This window comes from Streptomyces sp. NPDC059832 (assembly GCF_042731715.1).
Lineage (GTDB): Bacteria > Actinomycetota > Actinomycetes > Streptomycetales > Streptomycetaceae > Streptomyces.
In genome coordinates, this window is sequence record NZ_JBHWIY010000011.1 from 216,646 (window position 1) to 234,357 (window position 17,712).

Sequence of the window (17,712 nt, forward strand, 5' to 3'; positions counted from 1 at the left end):
CCCGACGCTGCCGCCGATGACGTGTCCGTGGCAGGATTACCGCCGGATACGTGCAGGCGGTGTCCGCCGATTCATGCGTACCGACGGGGGGAGTGGCGCATGCTGGGTCCGCTGCGGGAGGACTCGCCCGGACGGATCGGCCCGTACACGATACGGGCCCGGCTCGGCGCGGGCGGCATGGGAGAGGTCTTCCTCGGCGCCCGGGACGGCGGCGGCGACCCGGTCGCCGTCAAGACCGTCCGCCGCGACGTGGCCCGGGACCCCGGCTTCCGCAGCCGCTTTTGCCGCGAGATCGCCGTCGCCCGGTCCGTCGCCGGCCCCCATCTCGCCCCGTTGCTCGACGGGGACGCCGACGCCGAAGTGCCCTGGCTCGCCACCGGATACGTGGCCGGGCCGACCCTGTCCGCCGCGGTCCGCCGGGCGGGCGCGATGGACGAGGCCGAGGTGCGGATGCTCGGCGCCGGACTGGCCCGCGCCCTGGCGGCCGTCCACGCGGCCGGGATCGTCCACCGCGACGTGAAGCCCGGCAATGTGATGCTCGCGGCGGACGGCCCGCGCCTGATCGACTTCGGGATCGCCCGTGACTCCGGTGCGACCCCGCTCACCACCACCGGCCGCATGGTCGGCAGCCCGGCCTTCATGTCCCCGGAACACGTGGCGGGCAGCGGACGCGTGGTCCCCGCCTCGGACGTCTTCTGCCTCGCCTCCGTGCTCTGCTACGCCGTCACCGGACGCGATCCCTTCGGTGACGGACCGGTCGCCGCCGTGCTCTACCGGGTCAAGTACGTCGAGGCCGGCCTCGACGACGTTCCCGACGCGCTGCGTGCCGTACTGGAGCGCTGCCTGGTGGCCGACCCGGCCGCCCGCCCGACCGCCGCCGGACTCGCGGAGCTGCTCGACCCCGGCGCGGCGGAGCGGTGGCCGGACCCGATGGCGCAGCACATCGCCGAGCACGCGCGCGAACTGGCCCGCGTCATGGCCCTGGACGGCCCCCTGCTGCCCGGGTACACACCGACCGAGGTATCCGCAGGAAGCCGCCCCGCGCCTCACCAACTTCCCACCCGGGGAACCGACTTCGCCCCGGGCCTGCACATCGCCCCCACTCAGGGCCCCGGCCTCGCCCCGCCCCCGCGCCGCTCCCGGCGCGCCCTGGGCGTCGCCCTTGCCGCGCTGATCGTGCTGGGCGCGGCGACAGGGGGAATCCTGGCCTGGCGCAACAACCAGAAGACCCCCGAAGGGACCGCGCGCGGGGGTGGTCCACCCGCCGTCCGCATCGTGGCGGGCGTGGACGAGAACGGCGGCCCGGACGCCTCGGGCACGGTCCCCTACGGTCGCGACGTCCGTCCGGCGGGGTGGAAGAAGCCCTGGAAGGGCAAGTTCTCCGGATCGCCGATCGGCTGTTCGGCGGGCCGGGACGTCGTGGTCTGCCGGAAGACGGACGGTACGTACGAGGCGTTGTCGGCGGCGGACGGACACCGGTTGTGGACACTGGACGCGGGGGAGACCACCCGCTCGGCGGGCTGGGGGCCCCGGGGCCAGTTCTTCATGCCGGCCGGGTCCACCCGCCCCGTCGTCCACGACGACACCGTCCTGCTCGCGGCGGGTGACCGGCTGCAGTCGCTGGATGCCCGGACCGGCACGGTCCGTTGGGAGGCCCGGTCCGGCGGCGCGCACAACATGGAGAGTGCGCCGCTCGTGGCCGACGGCCTGGTCTTCGCCTCCACCGCACCGACGTTCGACCATGCGTCCCTCGCTGCCTACGACCTGAGAACCGGCGCCGAGAAGTGGCGGGAGCCGCTGTCCCCGCAGGGCGTCTCCAACGCCCAGGGGGGCAACTTCTGGCCGGTCGCCACCGACGACGGCGTGGTGTACGCCATGGGCGAGGAGGCGCCCAAGGCCTTCCGGCCGAAGGACGGCACCCTGCTCGGGACGGCCGGTGGCGAGGCCGTTCAGGGGGCCGGCGAGCGGACGAACTCGGGGTGCGGGAACCTCCGGGTGCGCGGTGGTTCCGCCTTCTGTACGGCCTACTTCACCAACGAGGACCCTTCGGGCTTCGGTAGTGACATGCACCTGCTGCGGTTTTCGGCGGGGACGCTCAAGACGCTGGGGCGGGTGCCGGTGAACCCCGCGCTCGTTGCCGAGGCCACGCTCACCGCCTTGGACGACCGGGTGATCACGTTGCGCAGAAGCGGCGAAGGCGTGCACGACGAGCTCGTGGTCGTGAGCAGCGACGGCAGCCGGATCCTCGGCAGGTTCCCGCTCGGCGGGAAGCCGGCCCAGGGCATGAGCAACCCGGTGTCCGCCCCGCTGATCGTTGCCGACACCGTGGTCTGGGCGGACAGCACGACGTTGTACACGGTCCCGATCCGCTCCGACGGATCCCTGGGGCCACAGTCCAGGACCCCGGTTCCGGGCGCTCCCGGCCCGACCAGGACACCGGCCTACGACTCCGTCACCAACGGCATCGATCTGGAGCAGGAACTGCTCGACCCGCAGGTGCTGCCGGTCGGCGGCGTCGTGCACATCGTGTACGACGACGGCACCACGGTCTCCGTACCGCTGCCCGAGTGAACCGTCCGGCGAACGGCAGAGGAGCCGCGCAGTGATCGAGCCGCTTCCGCCCGGCCGGGCCCGGCTGATCGGCCCCTACCAGCTGCTCGGACTGCTCGGCGCGGGCGGCATGGGCGAGGTGTATCTGGCCCGGCCCGCCGGTGCGCCGGATCCGCTCGGCGGGCTGGTCGCGCTGAAGACCGTACGCGCCGATCTCGACCTCGACGACGGCTTCCGGATCCGCTTCCGGCGTGAGATCGACGCGGCAGGAGCCGTGCGCAGCCCGCACACCGCGGCGCTCGTCGGTGGCGACGCGAGCGGCCGGCTGCCCTGGCTGGCGACCGAGTACGTCCCCGGTCCCTCGCTCGCCGAGGCGGTGATCCGCGGCGGGCCGATGTCCGAGCCGGTGGTGCGCGAGATGGGCGCCGGTCTCGCCCGCGCGCTCGCCGACATGCACGCGGTACGCGTACTCCACCGCGACCTCAAGCCGGGCAACGTGCTGCTCGGCGCCGACGGGCCGAAGGTGATCGACTTCGGGATCGCCCAGGCCTTCGACGCCACCCAGCTCACCCGGACCGGTGTGGTCGTGGGCAGCCCCGGCTACATCTCGCCCGAGCACGTCAACGGCTCACGGTCGCTGGTACCGGCCTCGGACGTCTTCTGCCTCGGTGCGGTGCTCGCCTTCGCGGCGACCGGGCGGGGGCCGTTCGACGACTCCGACATGGCCGCCGTGATCTTCCGGATCGCCCATGGCGAGGCGGAACTGTCGGGCGTGCCACCGCGGTTGCGCGCGGTGGTCGAGGAGTGCCTGCGCAGCGACGCCGAGGACCGGCCGTCACCTCGGCAGCTGGCCGGCATGCTGCTGCCGGGGGACCGGGCGGGCGCGGCGGCGGGCGGACCGTTCCCCTGGACGGAAGCGATACGGGGGCAGCTCGCCGCGCACGCGGCGGGGGCGCGCGCCGTCGTGGAGGCCGCCGCACCGTCGGCCGCCGCCCCGCCGGTCCCGTCCGCCGCCCCGCGCCCCGGCGCTCCCGCCCTCGCCCCGACGCCCGTCGTGCCGGTGGCCGTACCGGGCGACCGGCGGGGCAACAAGGGACTGTGGATCGCGTTGGCGGCAGCGGCCACGGTGGTGTGCGTGGTGCTGGGGGCGGTGCTGCTGCCGGGACTCCTCAAGGGGGACGGCGGGGGCGGCGACCAGGCGGGCGGAGCCGGTGGTGGTGGCGCGCAGCCGACCGCTTCGGCCTCCGACGCCGTGCGGACGAAGGCCGGGCCGGCCGTCATCCCGGGCGCGGACGCGGGTCGCACCGGCGATTTCGGGACGGCCGCCGCGGATGCCTCCGGGAAGCCCGCGGGCTGGCGGCCGTGGCACGTCAGGATCGCGGACGGTCGCGTCGAGTGCGTACTCGCGGACACGTCCCTGGTCTGCGGCGGCCCGGAGCGGATCACCGTGCTGGACGCGGCGAACGGCAGGCAGCGGTGGCGGACCGGGCCGGGAAGGGCGGGCACCGGACCGGCCTCGGTCGCCGCAGTGATCGGCACCACCGTCTACGCCTTCGAGGACGGCGCCCTGGTGGCGCTCGGGCTGGCCGACGGTGCCGAGAAGTGGCGGGAGCCGCTGGCGGGCGGGGCACGGGTGACCGACTCCGTCCAGTCGGGCGGAGTGCTGTACTACGCCACGAGGGCCACCGGCACGGGTGCGGCCCGGATCTTCGCCCACCGGCTCAACGGCACGCACACCCGCACGTGGGACAAGCCGTGGGACGACCCGGCCGACGAAGGGGAACTGCTCTTCGCCGACGGCCGGCTCGTCGCGGTCGGCGATGCCGTCACCGTCCTGAAGGGCGTGGACGGGACGCGGTCGGGGAGCACCGGGCCCGGGGACGTCACCTGCCGCACGCCGGTCCTGAAGGTGCGGGCACTGCTCTGTACGGGGCCGAACGGTCTGACGGTCGTCGATGTGACCGCCCCGCACAACCGCCGGACCGTCGCCGGCGGGGTGGACATCGCCTACCGGCCCGCCGTCACCCGCGACGGCACGGTCGTGCTGAGCTCACCGGACCGGGTGTACGCGTTCGGCCTCGCCAACGGGCGGCAGGACTGGGCGACGCCCGAAGCGGTGGACTACTCGGGCGCACCGGTCATCGTCGGCGACCATGCCTACCTCGTCACGGAGGGACTCCTGGAGTCCTACGAGTTCGCCCGGGGAAGCCAAGAGAGCCCGGTCAACATGAAGGGGTACTCCGGCTGGTCGGATGGCCCGAACAGCAGGGTCGACCCGGAAACCGTCTCCCTTCTCGCGAAGGGAGACGTGCTCTTCATGACCTTCGAGAACGGAACCGTCCTCTCCGGCTACGCACCCTGACGGACCGCCGGGACGGGGTGCCCTCAGTCGTCGTCCCCGTCACGGTCGTCCCCGTGGTCGTCGTCCGACCGGTCCACCGTCACCTTGCCCGACTTCGCGTCCACGTTCAGCTCGTGCTGCTTGCCGTCCTTGCCCCGGACATCGACCTCCCAGTGCAGCGCCCCGCCGCTCCGGCCGTCGTGGTCGTCCAGGTCGATCGATGTCACGGTCCCGGGGTTCGCCTTCAGCGCGGTGTCGACCGCGGCGTCCAGCGACACCGGGGCCGACCGGGGCGCGTGCCGGTCGCGGTCGTCGTCATCGTCGGAGACGTGCTTGCCGAGCACCTTGCCGTTGCCCGCGTCCACCGTCACCTCGTGCCATGCCTTGTCGGAGCCGTACACGTCGAGCTCCCAGACGAGCCCGCCGTCCTCGTCGTCCAGCTCGGCCTCGGTGACCGTGCCCGGGACGGCCTTGACGGCGGCCGTGATGGCGTCCGCCACGTCGACGCGGGCGGTGCCACCGCTCGGCGCGCCGGACCGGGTCTCGCGGTCGTGGCTGTCGTCGTCCGCGAAGGCGACCGCCGTGGCGGCTCCGCCGCCGACGAGCACGGCCGCGGTGACTGCGGCGATGACGATCTTGCGCTTCATGTGGGTTCCTCCCCGATCGGGTGGCCGGTTTCGACGAGGTCCACAGTGCCGGGGTGATGCTGAACGCAGCCTGAAGCCACCTGAAGCCGTCTTCAGGTTCGGTTTGCGACCCTGTGCGTATGCGCCTGTTGATCGTGGAGGACGAGAAGCGGCTCGCGACGGCCCTGGCCGCGGGGCTCACCGCCGAGGGCTTCGCCGTGGACGTGGTGCACGACGGTCTCGAAGGGCTGCACCGGGCCGCCGAGGGCGCGTACGACCTGGTCGTCCTCGACATCATGCTGCCCGGGATGAACGGCTACCGCGTCTGCGCCGCCCTGCGTGCCGCCGGACACGAGACACCGATCCTGATGCTGACGGCGAAGGACGGGGAGTACGACGAGGCGGAGGGCCTCGACACCGGGGCCGACGACTACCTGACCAAGCCCTTCTCGTACGTCGTGCTGGTGGCCAGGATCCGGGCGCTGCTGCGGCGCCGAGGAGGCGGCTCCGGCTCCCCGGTGGTCACCGTCGGCGCCCTGCGCATGGACACCGCCGCCCGCCGCGTCCACCTCGGCGAAGCCGAAATCACCCTCACCACAAAGGAGTTCGCGGTGCTGGAACAGCTCGCGCTGCGGGCCGGACAGGTGGTGAGCAAGGCGGACATCCTGGAACACGTCTGGGACTTCGCCTACGACGGCGACCCGAACATCGTCGAGGTGTACGTGAGCGCGCTGCGGCGCAAGCTCGGCGCGGCGGCCATCCGCACGGTGCGCGGCGCGGGGTACCGGCTGGAGGCGCTGTGAGGTCGGTACGGGCCAGGGCCGCGCTGGGTGCCACGGTGGTGGTCGCCCTCGCGCTGATCGGCGCCGGGCTCTCCGTGCTCCTCGTCCTGCGCGCCAACCTCACCGACCAGGCGGGCCTGCAGGCCGAGGTGGTGGCCCGGGAAGTGGCCGGGCAGCTGGCCCTCGATGTGCCGTACGACCGGCTGGAGATGCGCGACGAGGAGGACCATCCGGTCCAGGTGACCGACGAGGACGGGCGCGTGGTCGCCGTCTCCAAGGACCTCCGGGCGATCTCCGGCACCGGTACGGACCGGGTCACGCCGGTCCCGTCACCGACCGCCGGGGGGTCCGGCGGCGGGAGCGACGACGACAACGGGGGCGACGACGGAAGCGATGACGACGACCGGCACGCCACGCCCGCCCCCGGTCGCGGCGAAGTCGACTCCGACGAACCGGACTTCGGCAACGGCACCGCCGACGTCGACGGCGAGACGGCCGACTACCGTTTCGCGTCCGTGCAGGCGACGACTCCCGCCGGGGTGACCCTGACCGTCCACGCGGGCGCCCCGCTGGCCGCCGAGCAGGAGGCGGTGGGCACCGTGCGCGGTGCGATGCTGATCGGGCTGCCGGCGCTGCTGCTCGTCGTCGCCGGGGTGACGTGGCTGGTGACCCGGCGGGCGCTGCGCCCGGTCGAGGGCATCCGGCGCGAGATGGCCGCGATCACCGCCTCCGAGGACCTGAGCCGGCGGGTGCCGGAGCCCGGCTCGCGCGACGAGATCGCCCGGCTGGCCCGTACGACCAATGAGACGCTCACCGCTCTGGAGGCCTCCGTCGAGCGTCAGCGGCGCTTCGTCGCGGACGCCTCGCACGAACTGCGCAGCCCGATCGCCTCCCTGCGCACCCAGCTGGAGGTGGGGGCGGCCCATCCGGAGCTGCTGGACGTGCCGGGCGCGGTCGCCGACACCGTACGGCTCCAGGCGCTGGCCGCCGATCTCCTGCTGCTGGCCAGGCTCGACGCGGGGGAGCGGCCGGGCCGTACGGCGCTGGACCTGGAGGCGCTGGTCCACGAGGAGGTCTCGCAGCGTACGGGCGCCCGGATCGCGGTGACGGTGTCGGTGCCGGACTCCGGACCGGACTCCGGGCAGTTCGAAGTGGCCGGTTCGCGTGGGCAGTTGGCGCGGGTGATCGGCAATCTGCTGGACAACGCGGAGCGTCATGCGCGGAGCACGGTGACGGTCTCGGTGCGTGCGGCGGAACGGGGCGGCGTGGTCGTCGCCGTCACCGACGACGGGGCGGGAGTGCCGCCGGAGGAGCGTGAGCGGATCTTCGAACGTTTCGTACGGCTCGACGACGCCCGCACCCGGGACGACGGCGGCGCGGGCCTGGGCCTGGCCATCGCCCGGGACGTCGCCGCCCGGCACGGAGGGCGGCTGACGGTGGACGGTGCGCGGGAGGGCGGCGCCCGGTTCGAGCTCTGGCTGCCCGGAACCCGCTGAACGCCGCCCCGCCGGGGGTCACACCTTGCCGCGTCGTCCCCGCAGGTGTTCCGCGACCGGGGTCAGCGCCGCGTACAGGTTCGCCAGCGCCTCAGGCGTCAGCAGGTCCATGAAGTGCTTGCGGACCGACGCCACATGGTGCGGCGCCACCTTGCGCATGGTCTCCGCGCCGTCCTCGGTGAGGACCGCGTACAGACCGCGCCGGTCGGACTCGCAGTTCTCCCTGCGGACCAGGCCGGCGTTCTCCATGCGGGTGATCTGGTGCGAGAGCCTGCTCTTGGACTGCAGCGTCGCGGCGGCGAGGTCGCTCATGCGCATGCGCTGGTCGTCCGACTCCGAGAGGTTGACCAGGATCTCGTAGTCGTTGTTGGTCAGGCCGAACGGCTGGAGATCCTTCTCCAGCTGGTGCATCAGCAGCCTGCTGACGTCCAGGTGGGTGCGCCAGGCGCACTGCTCCGCGTCGTTCAGCCAGCGGGTGGCCGTCTCGGTCTCCATATATGGATTCTACCTAAGAAGTTGAAAGCCGGACGAAGTGGGGAGGTGTGACGGTCGGCACCCGTCCGGAGACGGGTCCGGGTGCGGGGTGCGGACGTTCGACGTCACACTCCGCAGACTACCGTTCACAAACCGAAGCGACGCTGGAGGTCCCCGAGCTGACCGGGCATACGGGGTGAGGCGCCAGGTTGACCCGCGCCGCCCGGGACCCCGGTCTGACCCGGCACCGCGCCCGTCGGCTGTTCGGCCATCAGGATCTCCGTCGACTGGAGCAGCACCGTACCCGCGCCCACGAACTCGAACTGGTGCTCCTCGCCCGAGGTGCCCCCGAGGCCCGTCAGCGACCGCAGCCCGCCCAGCACGCCCGTCATGTAGCCGTGGTCGTAGTGGTGGCACGGCGAGGGGCAGTCCGCCCAGCCCACCAGGGCCTGCGGGTCGACCCGCAGCGGCGGCTCCATGAAGACCACCGGACCGTTGGAGGCGGCCACGAACTTCCCCGTACCGATCAGGGTCAGAAAGCCCGGCACGATCGACTGCTTGAGTGCCAGTGACGGCTGGTACGCGAGGAGATTGCCCGACCGGATGGTCAGATTCCCCTCGTCCAGGTCGTAGGAGTTCACATCGAAGGCCCGGTCCGCGAGCAGCATCTTGCCGCTGCCCTCGGCCACCACCCAGTCGCTCGCGTGCAGCGGCGAGTGGAAGCTCGTACGGATCAGCCGCTCGAAGCGGCCGTGGCCGATGCCGTTGAAATCGATCCGCCCGTAATAGGCGATCATCTTGCCCTTCTGCAGGAACCACTGGCTCCCCTTGAGCTCCACGCAGAAGGTGTACGAGTTGACGTTGTCGTCCGACGGCAGCGTCATCGGGTCGAAGACCACGGGCGTGCTCACAGCTTCTCCTCCGAGGCCTGGACGTACACCGCGCCACTGCCGCTCAGCTCCAGCTGGAACGCCTCGCCGGAGCCGCGCCCCACCATGTCGCGCCAGCCGAGCGCGGTCGAGAGCTTGTTCCGTACGTCGCCGTGGTGCGCGACATACGCCTGCGGGTCCACATGCACATCGCGGCCGGGGGTGATCGGCAGCTCGATCACCCCGCCGTGGGCCATCACCGCGACCGCGCCATGGCCCTTGAGCGTGGTGGTGAACAGGCCCTGCCCGGTCACCTGGCCGCGCACCATGCCCATCACGCCGCCCTGCGAGCCCATGAACATCGTGCCCTGCTGGAGCGTCCCGTCGAAGGCGAGCAGCCGGTCGGCCTCCACGTACAGGGTGTCCCCGGTCATGTTGATCACCTGGATGTGATGGCCGCCGTGGCCGAACATCACCGTTCCGCTGCCCTCGACCGTCATCAGCGGGGTCGCCTCGTTGGCCACCCGCCGGCCGATCATCGACATCACGCCGCCCTGGCCGCCCTGGATGTTCGGCGTGAACGACACCTCGCCGCGGTAGGCGAGCATCGCGCCCCGCTGGCTGTACATCTTCTGGCCGGGAACCACCGTCGCCTCGACCATCTTCGAGTTGATCTCACGGAACGGCATCAGACATCGCCCCCGATGGTGTTCCGCTCGCTCGGCTGGACGTAGACGACGCCCTCGCCCTCGAACCGGATCTGGAAGGACTCCCCGGAACCCTCGCCGATCAGCGTCCGGAAGTTCACGCCGGACTGGAAGTGCTGCTGGAGGCTGCCCTGGTGGGCGATGTAGGCGCCGGGGTCGACGAACAGCGGGTACTGGGCCGAGACCCGCAGCGCCACCGCCGAGCCGTCCGACATGATCGCCACCTGGCCGGTGCCCTCGACGGTGGTGGTGAACAGGCCGTTGCCGCTCGCCCCGCCGCGCAGGCCGGTGAAGGTGGTGCCGGTGCGCAGCCCCGCGTCGGTGCACAGCAGATTGCTCGCCTCGACGTAGAGCTTGTCCCCGTGCAGCGAGACGAGATTGATCTCGCTCGCGCGGTCCGCGAAGTAACAGGTGCCCTGACCTGTCACCTCCATCACGGACATCTGCTCGCCGGTCAGGCGTCGGGTCACCATGCCGCGCAGCCCGTCACCGCCGCCGGTCATCTTCTTGAACGTCATCCGGCCGTCGTAGGCGACCATCGAGCCGTTCTTCGCCTTGACGGCGTCGCCGGCCAGGTCGACGGCGAGCGTCCTGCTGCCTTGGAGTCGGAACATTGCCACGGGGCGACGTTAGCGGCAGGCCCCCCGGCCGGGACAGGGCCCGGAGGAGGATCCGGCCCCCTGAGCGGTCCCTGATACGCATCCGGTACGGGACCCGTACGCAACCGGGACGTATGCCCTGCCGGCGCGGACGCGTTCTTCACCCGGCCGATACGGCCCCCGGCGCCGAGCTCCGTCCGCGCCGATGCCACAATGGGTCGAGCTTGTGCCCGTATTCACAAGCTGTCACCGTCCTCCCACCGAAGGTGCCCTCGTGGACATCAAGACCGCTACCGCCCTGCACCGGCTGCGCCTCATCTCGATTCCCGAGGCGCTCTCCTTCCCGGCGCTGATCATCTTCGGCTCGATCCTCAGCCGGGTCTCCGACATCGACTTCCTGATGATGCCGCTCGGCATCCTGCACGGCGTGCTCTTCGTGATCTACGCCGTCCTGCTGCTCGATGTCTGGTCCAAGACCAAGTGGCCGCTGAAGCGTGTCGCGTTCTTCTTCCTGCTCGCGCTGCTGCCCTTCGGCGGCCTGTACGGCGACAAGCTGCTCAAGCGCTACGAGGCCGACGGCGTCATCGCCGCCCGCGCCCGCCGCGAGGGCGTGGTCAGCGCATGATCGTCGCGTTCTCGGTCAGCCCGCTGGGGGTCGGCGAGGACGTCGGCGAGTACGTCGCCGACGCCGTCCGGGTCGTCCGCGAGTCCGGCCTGCCCAACCGCACGGACGCCATGTTCACCTCCATCGAGGGCGAATGGGACGAGGTCATGGACGTCGTCAAGCGGGCCGTCGCCGCCGTCGAGGCCCGCGCCGGACGTGTCTCCCTCGTACTGAAGGCCGATATCCGCCCCGGCGTCACCGACGGACTGACCTCGAAGGTCGAGACGGTCGAGCGGTACCTCGCGGACTGACGCCCCGCCGCGCAGTGCCCCCGTGACGAGTCCCCGGCCCCCGGCCGGGGGCTCGTCTCATTCCCGCCCGCGGTGCTCCGCCGACACATCGGCCACCCCGTCGAACCGCCGCGGAACTCATTCCCGCGCGCGGTGCTCCGCCGAGGCCAGCGCGATCCCGAGCGGCGTCCGCTCGTACAGCACCTGGTGTCCGTAGCGGCGCGAAGTGAGCAGTCCCGCCGCACGCAGCACCGACAGATGCTCCGACACCGAGGAGGGCGCGAGGCCCAGCCGGTGCGCGAGCGCGCTCGTTCCGGCCGGTTCGTCGAGCGCGCACAGGACATCGGCCCGGCCCCGGCCGAGCAGCCGCGCGAGCACCTGCGGGGTGCGGTCGGCGGGGGCCGCCCACAGGCCGCCGATCCCCCGCGCGGGATAGATCACCGCGGGCAGCCAGGGCGGTTCGTACCCGCTGACCACATCCGGCCAGGCGAACACGCTCGGCATCAGGACGAGGCCCTGCCCGCCGAGCACCCGGGAGTGCCGGCCCTTCATCCCGACCAGCGTGAGGGTTGAGTCCGTCCACCTGAGCTGGTGACTCAGCTCGCCGAGCAGCCGCGCGAAGCCGACTTCGGCGAGCCGGCGCGAGTGGTACGCGATGTCCGCCTCCAGCAACGCGCGCAGCCTCGGCCAGTCCGGCTCCACCAGGGTCCGCCAGGCCTGTTCCAGCAGTGCGGCCAACTCGTGCAGCGCCCGCGCGGGATCGGCGAGCAGCGCCTGCCCGGCAGGGGAGTCCAGCGCACCCGGCTGGTCGGCGAGCGTCAGGGCCAGGTCCTCGCGGATGAGCTCGGGGTCGATGGCGCGTACGCCGGCGATCTCCTCCTCGAACGAGGCGTAGGGCCCCAGCGGCGGCGGGCAGAGGAAGTCCGGGTTGTGTCCGCCCTCCTGCATCAACGACCACAGCGGCCCCAGATCGAGACCCGCGGCGGCGTCCCGGATGCGCCGCAGCCACGGCTGGTGGTAGCTGTGCCGCCCCGGGTGCAGAAGCGTGCGCACCGCGGCCTGGGTCTCCCAGAGCGGGGAGAGCGCGAACCGGCAGCGAAGCAGATCGCTCTCGTCGAAATGCAGATGGAACGTCATGGGCGGCCTCGCGAAGATTCGGCGTCAGCCGAAAGTCTACGGAGCGGGGCCCCCGCTCCATCAAGCTGCGGCCATGCCGAGCAACAGCCCCACCCCGGCGGGCGGCCACCGCGACGCGGCGGACACCCCGCACGGTCCGACGGGCCCCTCACCCCGCGACCCGTCAGCCGCGCCCCGCGCCGCGACCGCCCACCCCGCCGGACCGGTGCCCCACTCGGCCCCTACCCCGGAGCGCGCCGACCCCATTGACCCGAAGCCGTCGCCCGCGCTCCGGGACCGGGCTCCCGCCGCGTCCGCGGAGCCCACCCCGCGCGGTTACCGTGCCGTCTTCGCCGTGCGGGAGTTCCGTGCCGTCTTCGCCGCCCACCTGCTCTCCCTCCTCGGCGTCGTGGTCAGCGAGCTCGCGCTCACCGTCCTCGTCTACGACCTCACCGGCTCGCCCCTGCTCAGCGCCCTCACGTTCGCGCTCGGCTGCCTGCCGTACCTCGTCGGCGGCACGCTCTTCGCCGGGGTCGCCGACCGCTACCCGGCCCGCCGGGTTCTCGTCACCTGCGATCTGATCTGCGCGGGCTGCGTCGCCGTCATGGTGCTGCCGGGTACCCCGGTCGGCGGGCTCCTCGCGCTGCGCTGTCTCGTCGCCTCCGTGTCGCCCGTCTTCACCGGGACGCGGATGGCCGCCCTCACCGACATCCTCGGTGAGGGCGACCTCTATGTACTGGGCCGCTCGCTGCTGCGGATCGTCTCGCAGAGCGCGCTGCTGATCGGCTTCGGCGTGGGCGGTGTGCTGCTTGCCGCACTGTCCGCGCGCGGGGCGATCACGATCACTGTCGGGACGTTCCTCTGCTCGGCGGCCCTGCTCCGCTTCGGCACCCGTAACCGGCCGGCCAGGACCGGCGGTGATGGCGGTGGCGCGCTGCTCAAGGAATCGCTGGCCGGGGCCCGCATCGTCCTCGCCGACCGCAGAATCCGCGCGCTGATGCTGCTCTTCTGGGTACCCGCGCTGTTCGTCGTCGCGCCGGAGGCGCTCGCTGCCCCCTACGCGGACGAGATCGGCCTCGGCCCGGCCGCCCTGGGGCTGCTGATGTGCGCGATGCCGGTCGGGCACATCGCCGCCGAGCTGTACGCGGGCGCCGTGCTGGCCCCGCGCGTCCGCTCCCGGATCGTGCTGCCGGTCGCCGCCGCGGGGCTGCTGCCGCTCCTGCTGTACGGGCTCCGCCCCGGCATGGTCCTGACCGTGGTGGCGCTTGCGCTGGCAGGGGCGGGGGCGGCGTACATCATCGGCCTCGACCAGTGGTTCGTCGACGCCGTCCCGGAGGAGCTGCGGGGCCGGGCCATGACCCTGCTCACCGCGGGACTGATGACGGTCCAGGGCATCGGCATGGCCCTCGCCGGCCTCGCCGCCGAGTTCCTCCCCGTCCATCAGGTGGTGGCCGGCGCCGGCGCGGTCGGGACCCTCTGCGTGCTCCCACTCGTCCTGGAGGTCAGGAGGGCCGCCCCCGCCCACCGTATTCGGACCGAAGTTCGAGACGGGGCTGACCAGCATATGACCAGTGGGTAAGGTCGGTGCCGTGCCGAAGCCGCTCAGTCTCCCCTTCGATCCCATCGCCCGCGCCGACGAACTCTGGCAGCAGCGCTGGGGCCCCGTGCCCTCGATGGGGGCGATCACCTCGATCATGCGCGCCCAGCAGATCCTGCTCGCCGAGGTCGACGCGGTCGTCAAGCCGTACGGACTGACCTTCGCGCGCTACGAGGCGCTGGTGCTGCTCACCTTCTCCAAGGCCGGTGAGCTGCCGATGTCCAAGATCGGCGAGCGGCTCATGGTCCACCCGACCTCCGTCACCAACACCGTGGACCGGCTGGTGCGCTCCGGCCTGGTCGCCAAGCGCCCCAACCCCAACGACGGCCGCGGCACCCTCGCCTCCATCACGGAGAAGGGCCGCGAGGTCGTCGAGGCGGCGACCAAGGACCTGGTCGGCATGGAGTTCGGGCTCGGCGTGTACGACGCCGAGGAGTGCGCGGAGATCTTCGCCATGCTGCGCCCGCTGCGGATCTCCGCCCAGGACTTCGAAGAGACGTAGAGAAGAGGCGCGGGGAAGGGGCGCGGGGAAGCTGCGTGGGCGGAGGCGTAGAACGGCGTTTCGAGAGCCCGGCCCGCTGCAAGATCGCCCCGGTCGTCCGGTTACGCTCGATGCCATGAAACGCAGTGTGCTGACCCGGTACCGGGTGATGGCCTACGTCACCGCCGTCATGTTGCTGGTGCTCTGCACCTGCATGGTCTTCAAGTACGGCTTCGAGAAGGGCGAGGGGCTGACGCTCGTCGTCTCGCAGATCCACGGTGTCCTCTACATCATCTACCTGATCTTCGCCTTCGACCTCGGCTCCAAGGCGAAGTGGCCGATGGGCAAGCTGCTCTGGGTACTGATCTCCGGCACCATCCCGACGGCCGCGTTCTTCGTCGAGCGCAAGGTCGTCCGCGAGGTCGAGCCGCTGATCGTCGACGGTTCCCCCGCGACCGCCAAGGCCTGAACCGGCCGGACCCCGGTCCGCGCCGCCCGAACCGCCCCGTGCGAAGCACCGGGCGGTTTGCCATCGACATTTACTAGGACGTCCTAGTAAATTCGATAGTATGGACGCTGACGCGATCGAGGAAGGCCGCCTCCGCTGGCAGGCCCGTTACGACAAGGCCCGCAAGCGTGATGCGGACTTCACCACACTCTCCGGGGATCCGGTGGAGCCCGCGTACGGCCCCCGTCCCGGGGACACGTACGAGGGGTTCGAGCGGATCGGCTGGCCCGGCGAGTACCCCTTCACCCGGGGGCTCTACCCCACCGGCTACCGCGGCCGGACCTGGACCATCCGCCAGTTCGCCGGCTTCGGCAACGCCGAGCAGACCAACGAGCGCTACAAGATGATCCTCGCCGCGGGCGGCGGCGGGCTCAGCGTCGCCTTCGACATGCCGACGCTGATGGGCCGCGACTCCGACGACCCCCGCTCGCTCGGCGAGGTCGGGCACTGCGGTGTGGCGATCGACTCCGCCGCCGACATGGAGGTCCTCTTCAAGGACATCCCGCTCGGCGACGTCACGACGTCCATGACGATCAGCGGACCCGCCGTCCCGGTCTTCTGCATGTACCTGGTCGCGGCCGAGCGCCAGGGCGTCGACCCGGGCGTGCTCAACGGCACGCTCCAGACCGACATCTTCAAGGAGTACATCGCGCAGAAGGAGTGGCTCTTCCAGCCCGAGCCCCATCTGCGCCTCATCGGCGACCTGATGGAGCACTGCGCCCGCGACATCCCCGCCTACAAGCCGCTCTCCGTCTCCGGTTACCACATCCGCGAAGCCGGGGCGACGGCCGCGCAGGAGCTCGCGTACACCCTCGCCGACGGCTTCGGTTACGTGGAGCTCGGCCTCTCCCGCGGCCTCGACGTCGACACCTTCGCGCCCGGCCTCTCCTTCTTCTTCGACGCGCACCTCGACTTCTTCGAGGAGATCGCCAAGTTCCGCGCGGCCCGCCGGATCTGGGCCCGCTGGATGAAGGAGACCTACGGCGCGAAGACCGACAAGGCGCAGTGGCTCCGCTTCCACACCCAGACCGCCGGTGTCTCGCTCACCGCCCAGCAGCCGTACAACAACGTCGTGCGGACGGCCGTCGAGGCGCTCTCCGCGGTCCTCGGCGGCACCAACTCGCTGCACACCAACGCCCTCGACGAGACCCTCGCGCTCCCCTCCGAGCAGGCCGCCGAGATCGCCCTGCGCACCCAGCAGGTGCTGATGGAGGAGACCGGCGTCGCCAACGTGGCCGACCCGCTGGGCGGTTCCTGGTACGTCGAGCAGCTCACCGACCGGATCGAGGCCGACGCCGAGAAGATCTTCGACCAGATCAAGGAGCGCGGCACCCGGGCCCACCCGGACGGGCAGCACCCCATCGGGCCCATCACCTCCGGCATCCTGCGGGGCATCGAGGACGGCTGGTTCACCGGCGAGATCGCCGAGTCTGCCTTCCGCTACCAGCAGTCGCTGGAGAAGGGCGACAAGCGGGTCGTCGGCGTCAACGTCCACCACGGCTCGGTCACCGGCGACCTGGAGATCCTGCGGGTCAGCCACGAGGTCGAGCGCGAGCAGGTACGGGCGCTCGGCGGCCGCAAGGACGCCCGCGACGACGCCCGGGTGAAGTCGGCGCTGGGCGCGATGCTGGCCGCCGCCCGCGACGGCTCCAACATGATCGCGCCGATGCTCGACGCGGTGCGGGCCGAGGCGACGCTCGGTGAGATCTGCGGGGTCCTGCGCGACGAGTGGGGCACCTACACGGAGCCGCCCGGCTTCTGACGGCCGGCCGGCGGGCTCTTCGGGGGCGGGCGGCAGGACCGCACCGCCCCTTTGGGGACCCGTCGGCGGTCCTACGCGGAGGCCGCCGCCCCCAGGCCCGTGAGCAGCAGCGCGGTGAAGCGCCGGGCCCAGTCCGCGTCGACGGGCTCGGCGCTCACCAGGGCCCGGTGCACGACTGCGCCGGCGATCACGTCGAAGATCAGATCGGCGGTCGTCGACGCCGCGTCCTCGTCCTGCTCCACCGGCAACTCCCCGCGTTCCTGGGCCCGTTGGCGGCCCTGGAGCACCAGTCGCTTCTGCCGGTCCACGATCGAGTCGCGAATACGGGTCCGCAGCGCCTCGTCGCGCGTCGACTCCGCGACCACCGCCATCAGCGCCGTCTGGGTCTCCGGCCGTTCCAGCAGCGCGGCGAACTGCAGCACCACCGCCTGCACATCGGCCGACAGGCTGCCCAGATCCGGCAGTTCCAGCTCGTCGAAGAGAACCGCGACGGCGTCCACGACCAGCTCGTTCTTGCCCGCCCACCGCCGGTACAGAGTCGTCTTGGCGACCCCGGCCCGCGTCGCCACATCGCCCATCGTCAGCTTCGACCAGCCGAGGTCGACCAGGGAGGCCCTGGTCGCCTCCAGGATCGCTTCATCGGCCGCGGCGCTGCGCGGGCGTCCCGTTCGAGGGGGTTTGGGGTGGCTGCGGCTCAGCATGCCGTGACCATACCGGTCAGTAAGTAGAACAGACCGGTCCCGATCGCCGTGAGAGAGATCACCGGTCGCACCTGTGCGCGAAGGGTGCCTGGCAGTTACGCTACGGGTCGTAGCGTAAGGGCGACGGTCATACCGTCGTGACGCCGCAACCGATTGACAGCCACAGGCGCCGGGTGGGGACCCGGGGCCGAACCGGGTCTTTCAGGGGC

General features: G+C 71.9%; 17 protein-coding genes. 10 read left to right on the top strand and 7 right to left on the bottom strand.

The window, feature by feature from the left end:
• Positions 1-99 precede the first annotated feature (99 nt).
• Both ACFV8T_RS21570 and ACFV8T_RS21575 read left to right on the top strand, forming a co-directional pair.
• On the top strand, positions 100-2,571 hold the full coding sequence (locus ACFV8T_RS21570; protein ID WP_385329671.1) for a protein kinase: 2,472 nt from the start codon (positions 100-102) through the stop codon (positions 2,569-2,571).
• 31 nt (positions 2,572-2,602) lie between these two features.
• The gene (locus tag ACFV8T_RS21575) at positions 2,603-4,912 is read left to right on the top strand and encodes a protein kinase (RefSeq protein ID WP_385329674.1); all 2,310 of its coding nucleotides are present in this window, start codon (positions 2,603-2,605) and stop codon (positions 4,910-4,912) included.
• 23 nt (positions 4,913-4,935) lie between these two features.
• Here the strand turns inward: ACFV8T_RS21575 and ACFV8T_RS21580 are convergent, their stop codons facing one another.
• Entirely contained in the window at positions 4,936-5,538 is a 603-nt protein-coding gene (locus tag ACFV8T_RS21580; protein ID WP_385329676.1) for a PepSY domain-containing protein, read from the bottom strand.
• A 119-nt stretch (positions 5,539-5,657) separates the two neighbouring features.
• Between ACFV8T_RS21580 and ACFV8T_RS21585 the strand changes: the two genes are divergently transcribed.
• Both ACFV8T_RS21585 and ACFV8T_RS21590 read left to right on the top strand, forming a co-directional pair.
• On the top strand, positions 5,658-6,320 hold the full coding sequence (locus ACFV8T_RS21585) for a response regulator transcription factor (protein WP_385329679.1): 663 nt from the start codon (positions 5,658-5,660) through the stop codon (positions 6,318-6,320).
• Positions 6,317-7,795 (top strand): ATP-binding protein, encoded by a 1,479-nt coding sequence (locus ACFV8T_RS21590; protein WP_385329681.1) that lies wholly within the window; start codon positions 6,317-6,319, stop codon positions 7,793-7,795. The genes ACFV8T_RS21585 and ACFV8T_RS21590 overlap by 4 nt, the downstream gene beginning before the upstream one ends.
• An 18-nt stretch (positions 7,796-7,813) precedes the next feature.
• Here ACFV8T_RS21590 and ACFV8T_RS21595 read toward each other — a convergent pair whose 3' ends face one another.
• The 4 genes from ACFV8T_RS21595 to ACFV8T_RS21610 form a co-directional block, all read right to left on the bottom strand.
• Entirely contained in the window at positions 7,814-8,290 is a 477-nt protein-coding gene (locus tag ACFV8T_RS21595; RefSeq protein WP_385329684.1) for a MarR family winged helix-turn-helix transcriptional regulator, read from the bottom strand.
• Between the two features lie 125 nt (positions 8,291-8,415).
• Positions 8,416-9,180 carry an AIM24 family protein gene (locus ACFV8T_RS21600; RefSeq protein ID WP_385329687.1) on the bottom strand — a complete coding sequence of 255 codons (765 nt, stop codon included), beginning with the start codon at positions 9,178-9,180 and terminating at the stop codon, positions 8,416-8,418.
• Entirely contained in the window at positions 9,177-9,827 is a 651-nt protein-coding gene (locus ACFV8T_RS21605; RefSeq protein WP_385329689.1) for an AIM24 family protein, read from the bottom strand. Before ACFV8T_RS21605 ends, ACFV8T_RS21600 begins: the two co-directional genes overlap by 4 nt.
• Positions 9,827-10,459 carry an AIM24 family protein gene (locus ACFV8T_RS21610; protein WP_385329881.1) on the bottom strand — a complete coding sequence of 211 codons (633 nt, stop codon included), beginning with the start codon at positions 10,457-10,459 and terminating at the stop codon, positions 9,827-9,829. Before ACFV8T_RS21610 ends, ACFV8T_RS21605 begins: the two co-directional genes overlap by 1 nt.
• A 259-nt stretch (positions 10,460-10,718) precedes the next feature.
• Here ACFV8T_RS21610 and ACFV8T_RS21615 point away from each other — a divergent pair, with 259 nt between their 5' ends.
• Together ACFV8T_RS21615 and ACFV8T_RS21620 are read left to right on the top strand one after the other, a co-directional pair.
• Complete coding sequence (locus ACFV8T_RS21615) at positions 10,719-11,069, top strand: DUF3817 domain-containing protein (protein ID WP_266426613.1); 351 nt, start codon at positions 10,719-10,721, stop codon at positions 11,067-11,069.
• The gene (locus ACFV8T_RS21620; RefSeq protein ID WP_030971479.1) at positions 11,066-11,359 is read left to right on the top strand and encodes an MTH1187 family thiamine-binding protein; all 294 of its coding nucleotides are present in this window, start codon (positions 11,066-11,068) and stop codon (positions 11,357-11,359) included. The genes ACFV8T_RS21615 and ACFV8T_RS21620 overlap by 4 nt, the downstream gene beginning before the upstream one ends.
• Before the next feature lie 117 nt (positions 11,360-11,476).
• Here the strand turns inward: ACFV8T_RS21620 and ACFV8T_RS21625 are convergent, their stop codons facing one another.
• A complete protein-coding gene (locus ACFV8T_RS21625; protein ID WP_385329692.1) occupies positions 11,477-12,475 on the bottom strand; it encodes a DUF5937 family protein in 999 nt (332 codons plus the stop codon).
• Between the two features lie 73 nt (positions 12,476-12,548).
• Between ACFV8T_RS21625 and ACFV8T_RS21630 the strand changes: the two genes are divergently transcribed.
• The 4 genes from ACFV8T_RS21630 (at position 12,549) to ACFV8T_RS21645 (ending at position 16,802) form a co-directional block, all read left to right on the top strand.
• Positions 12,549-14,033 carry an MFS transporter gene (locus ACFV8T_RS21630; protein ID WP_385329695.1) on the top strand — a complete coding sequence of 495 codons (1,485 nt, stop codon included), beginning with the start codon at positions 12,549-12,551 and terminating at the stop codon, positions 14,031-14,033.
• Positions 14,034-14,043: 10 nt separating this feature from the next.
• Positions 14,044-14,553 (top strand): MarR family winged helix-turn-helix transcriptional regulator, encoded by a 510-nt coding sequence (locus tag ACFV8T_RS21635; RefSeq protein WP_385329698.1) that lies wholly within the window; start codon positions 14,044-14,046, stop codon positions 14,551-14,553.
• A 115-nt stretch (positions 14,554-14,668) separates the two neighbouring features.
• On the top strand, positions 14,669-15,001 hold the full coding sequence (locus ACFV8T_RS21640; protein ID WP_266426627.1) for a DUF3817 domain-containing protein: 333 nt from the start codon (positions 14,669-14,671) through the stop codon (positions 14,999-15,001).
• A gap of 100 nt (positions 15,002-15,101) precedes the next feature.
• A complete protein-coding gene (locus tag ACFV8T_RS21645; RefSeq protein WP_385329701.1) occupies positions 15,102-16,802 on the top strand; it encodes a methylmalonyl-CoA mutase in 1,701 nt (566 codons plus the stop codon).
• Positions 16,803-16,873: 71 nt separating this feature from the next.
• Here the strand turns inward: ACFV8T_RS21645 and ACFV8T_RS21650 are convergent, their stop codons facing one another.
• Complete coding sequence (locus ACFV8T_RS21650) at positions 16,874-17,503, bottom strand: TetR/AcrR family transcriptional regulator (protein ID WP_385329703.1); 630 nt, start codon at positions 17,501-17,503, stop codon at positions 16,874-16,876.
• Positions 17,504-17,712 lie beyond the last annotated feature (209 nt).

Excerpts from the sequence above, each read along its gene's own strand:
- ACFV8T_RS21570 (WP_385329671.1), top strand. The coding sequence starts at position 100 with ATGCTGGGTCCGCTGCGGGAGGACTCGCCCGGACGGATCGGCCCGTAC.
- ACFV8T_RS21580 (WP_385329676.1), bottom strand. The coding sequence starts at position 5,538 with ATGAAGCGCAAGATCGTCATCGCCGCAGTCACCGCGGCCGTGCTCGTC.
- ACFV8T_RS21585 (WP_385329679.1), top strand. The coding sequence starts at position 5,658 with ATGCGCCTGTTGATCGTGGAGGACGAGAAGCGGCTCGCGACGGCCCTG.
- ACFV8T_RS21595 (WP_385329684.1), bottom strand. The coding sequence starts at position 8,290 with ATGGAGACCGAGACGGCCACCCGCTGGCTGAACGACGCGGAGCAGTGC.
- ACFV8T_RS21605 (WP_385329689.1), bottom strand. The coding sequence starts at position 9,827 with ATGCCGTTCCGTGAGATCAACTCGAAGATGGTCGAGGCGACGGTGGTT.
- ACFV8T_RS21610 (WP_385329881.1), bottom strand. The coding sequence starts at position 10,459 with ATGTTCCGACTCCAAGGCAGCAGGACGCTCGCCGTCGACCTGGCCGGC.
- ACFV8T_RS21620 (WP_030971479.1), top strand. The coding sequence starts at position 11,066 with ATGATCGTCGCGTTCTCGGTCAGCCCGCTGGGGGTCGGCGAGGACGTC.
- ACFV8T_RS21625 (WP_385329692.1), bottom strand. The coding sequence starts at position 12,475 with ATGACGTTCCATCTGCATTTCGACGAGAGCGATCTGCTTCGCTGCCGG.
- ACFV8T_RS21630 (WP_385329695.1), top strand. The coding sequence starts at position 12,549 with ATGCCGAGCAACAGCCCCACCCCGGCGGGCGGCCACCGCGACGCGGCG.
- ACFV8T_RS21640 (WP_266426627.1), top strand. The coding sequence starts at position 14,669 with ATGAAACGCAGTGTGCTGACCCGGTACCGGGTGATGGCCTACGTCACC.
- ACFV8T_RS21645 (WP_385329701.1), top strand. The coding sequence starts at position 15,102 with ATGGACGCTGACGCGATCGAGGAAGGCCGCCTCCGCTGGCAGGCCCGT.
- ACFV8T_RS21650 (WP_385329703.1), bottom strand. The coding sequence starts at position 17,503 with ATGCTGAGCCGCAGCCACCCCAAACCCCCTCGAACGGGACGCCCGCGC.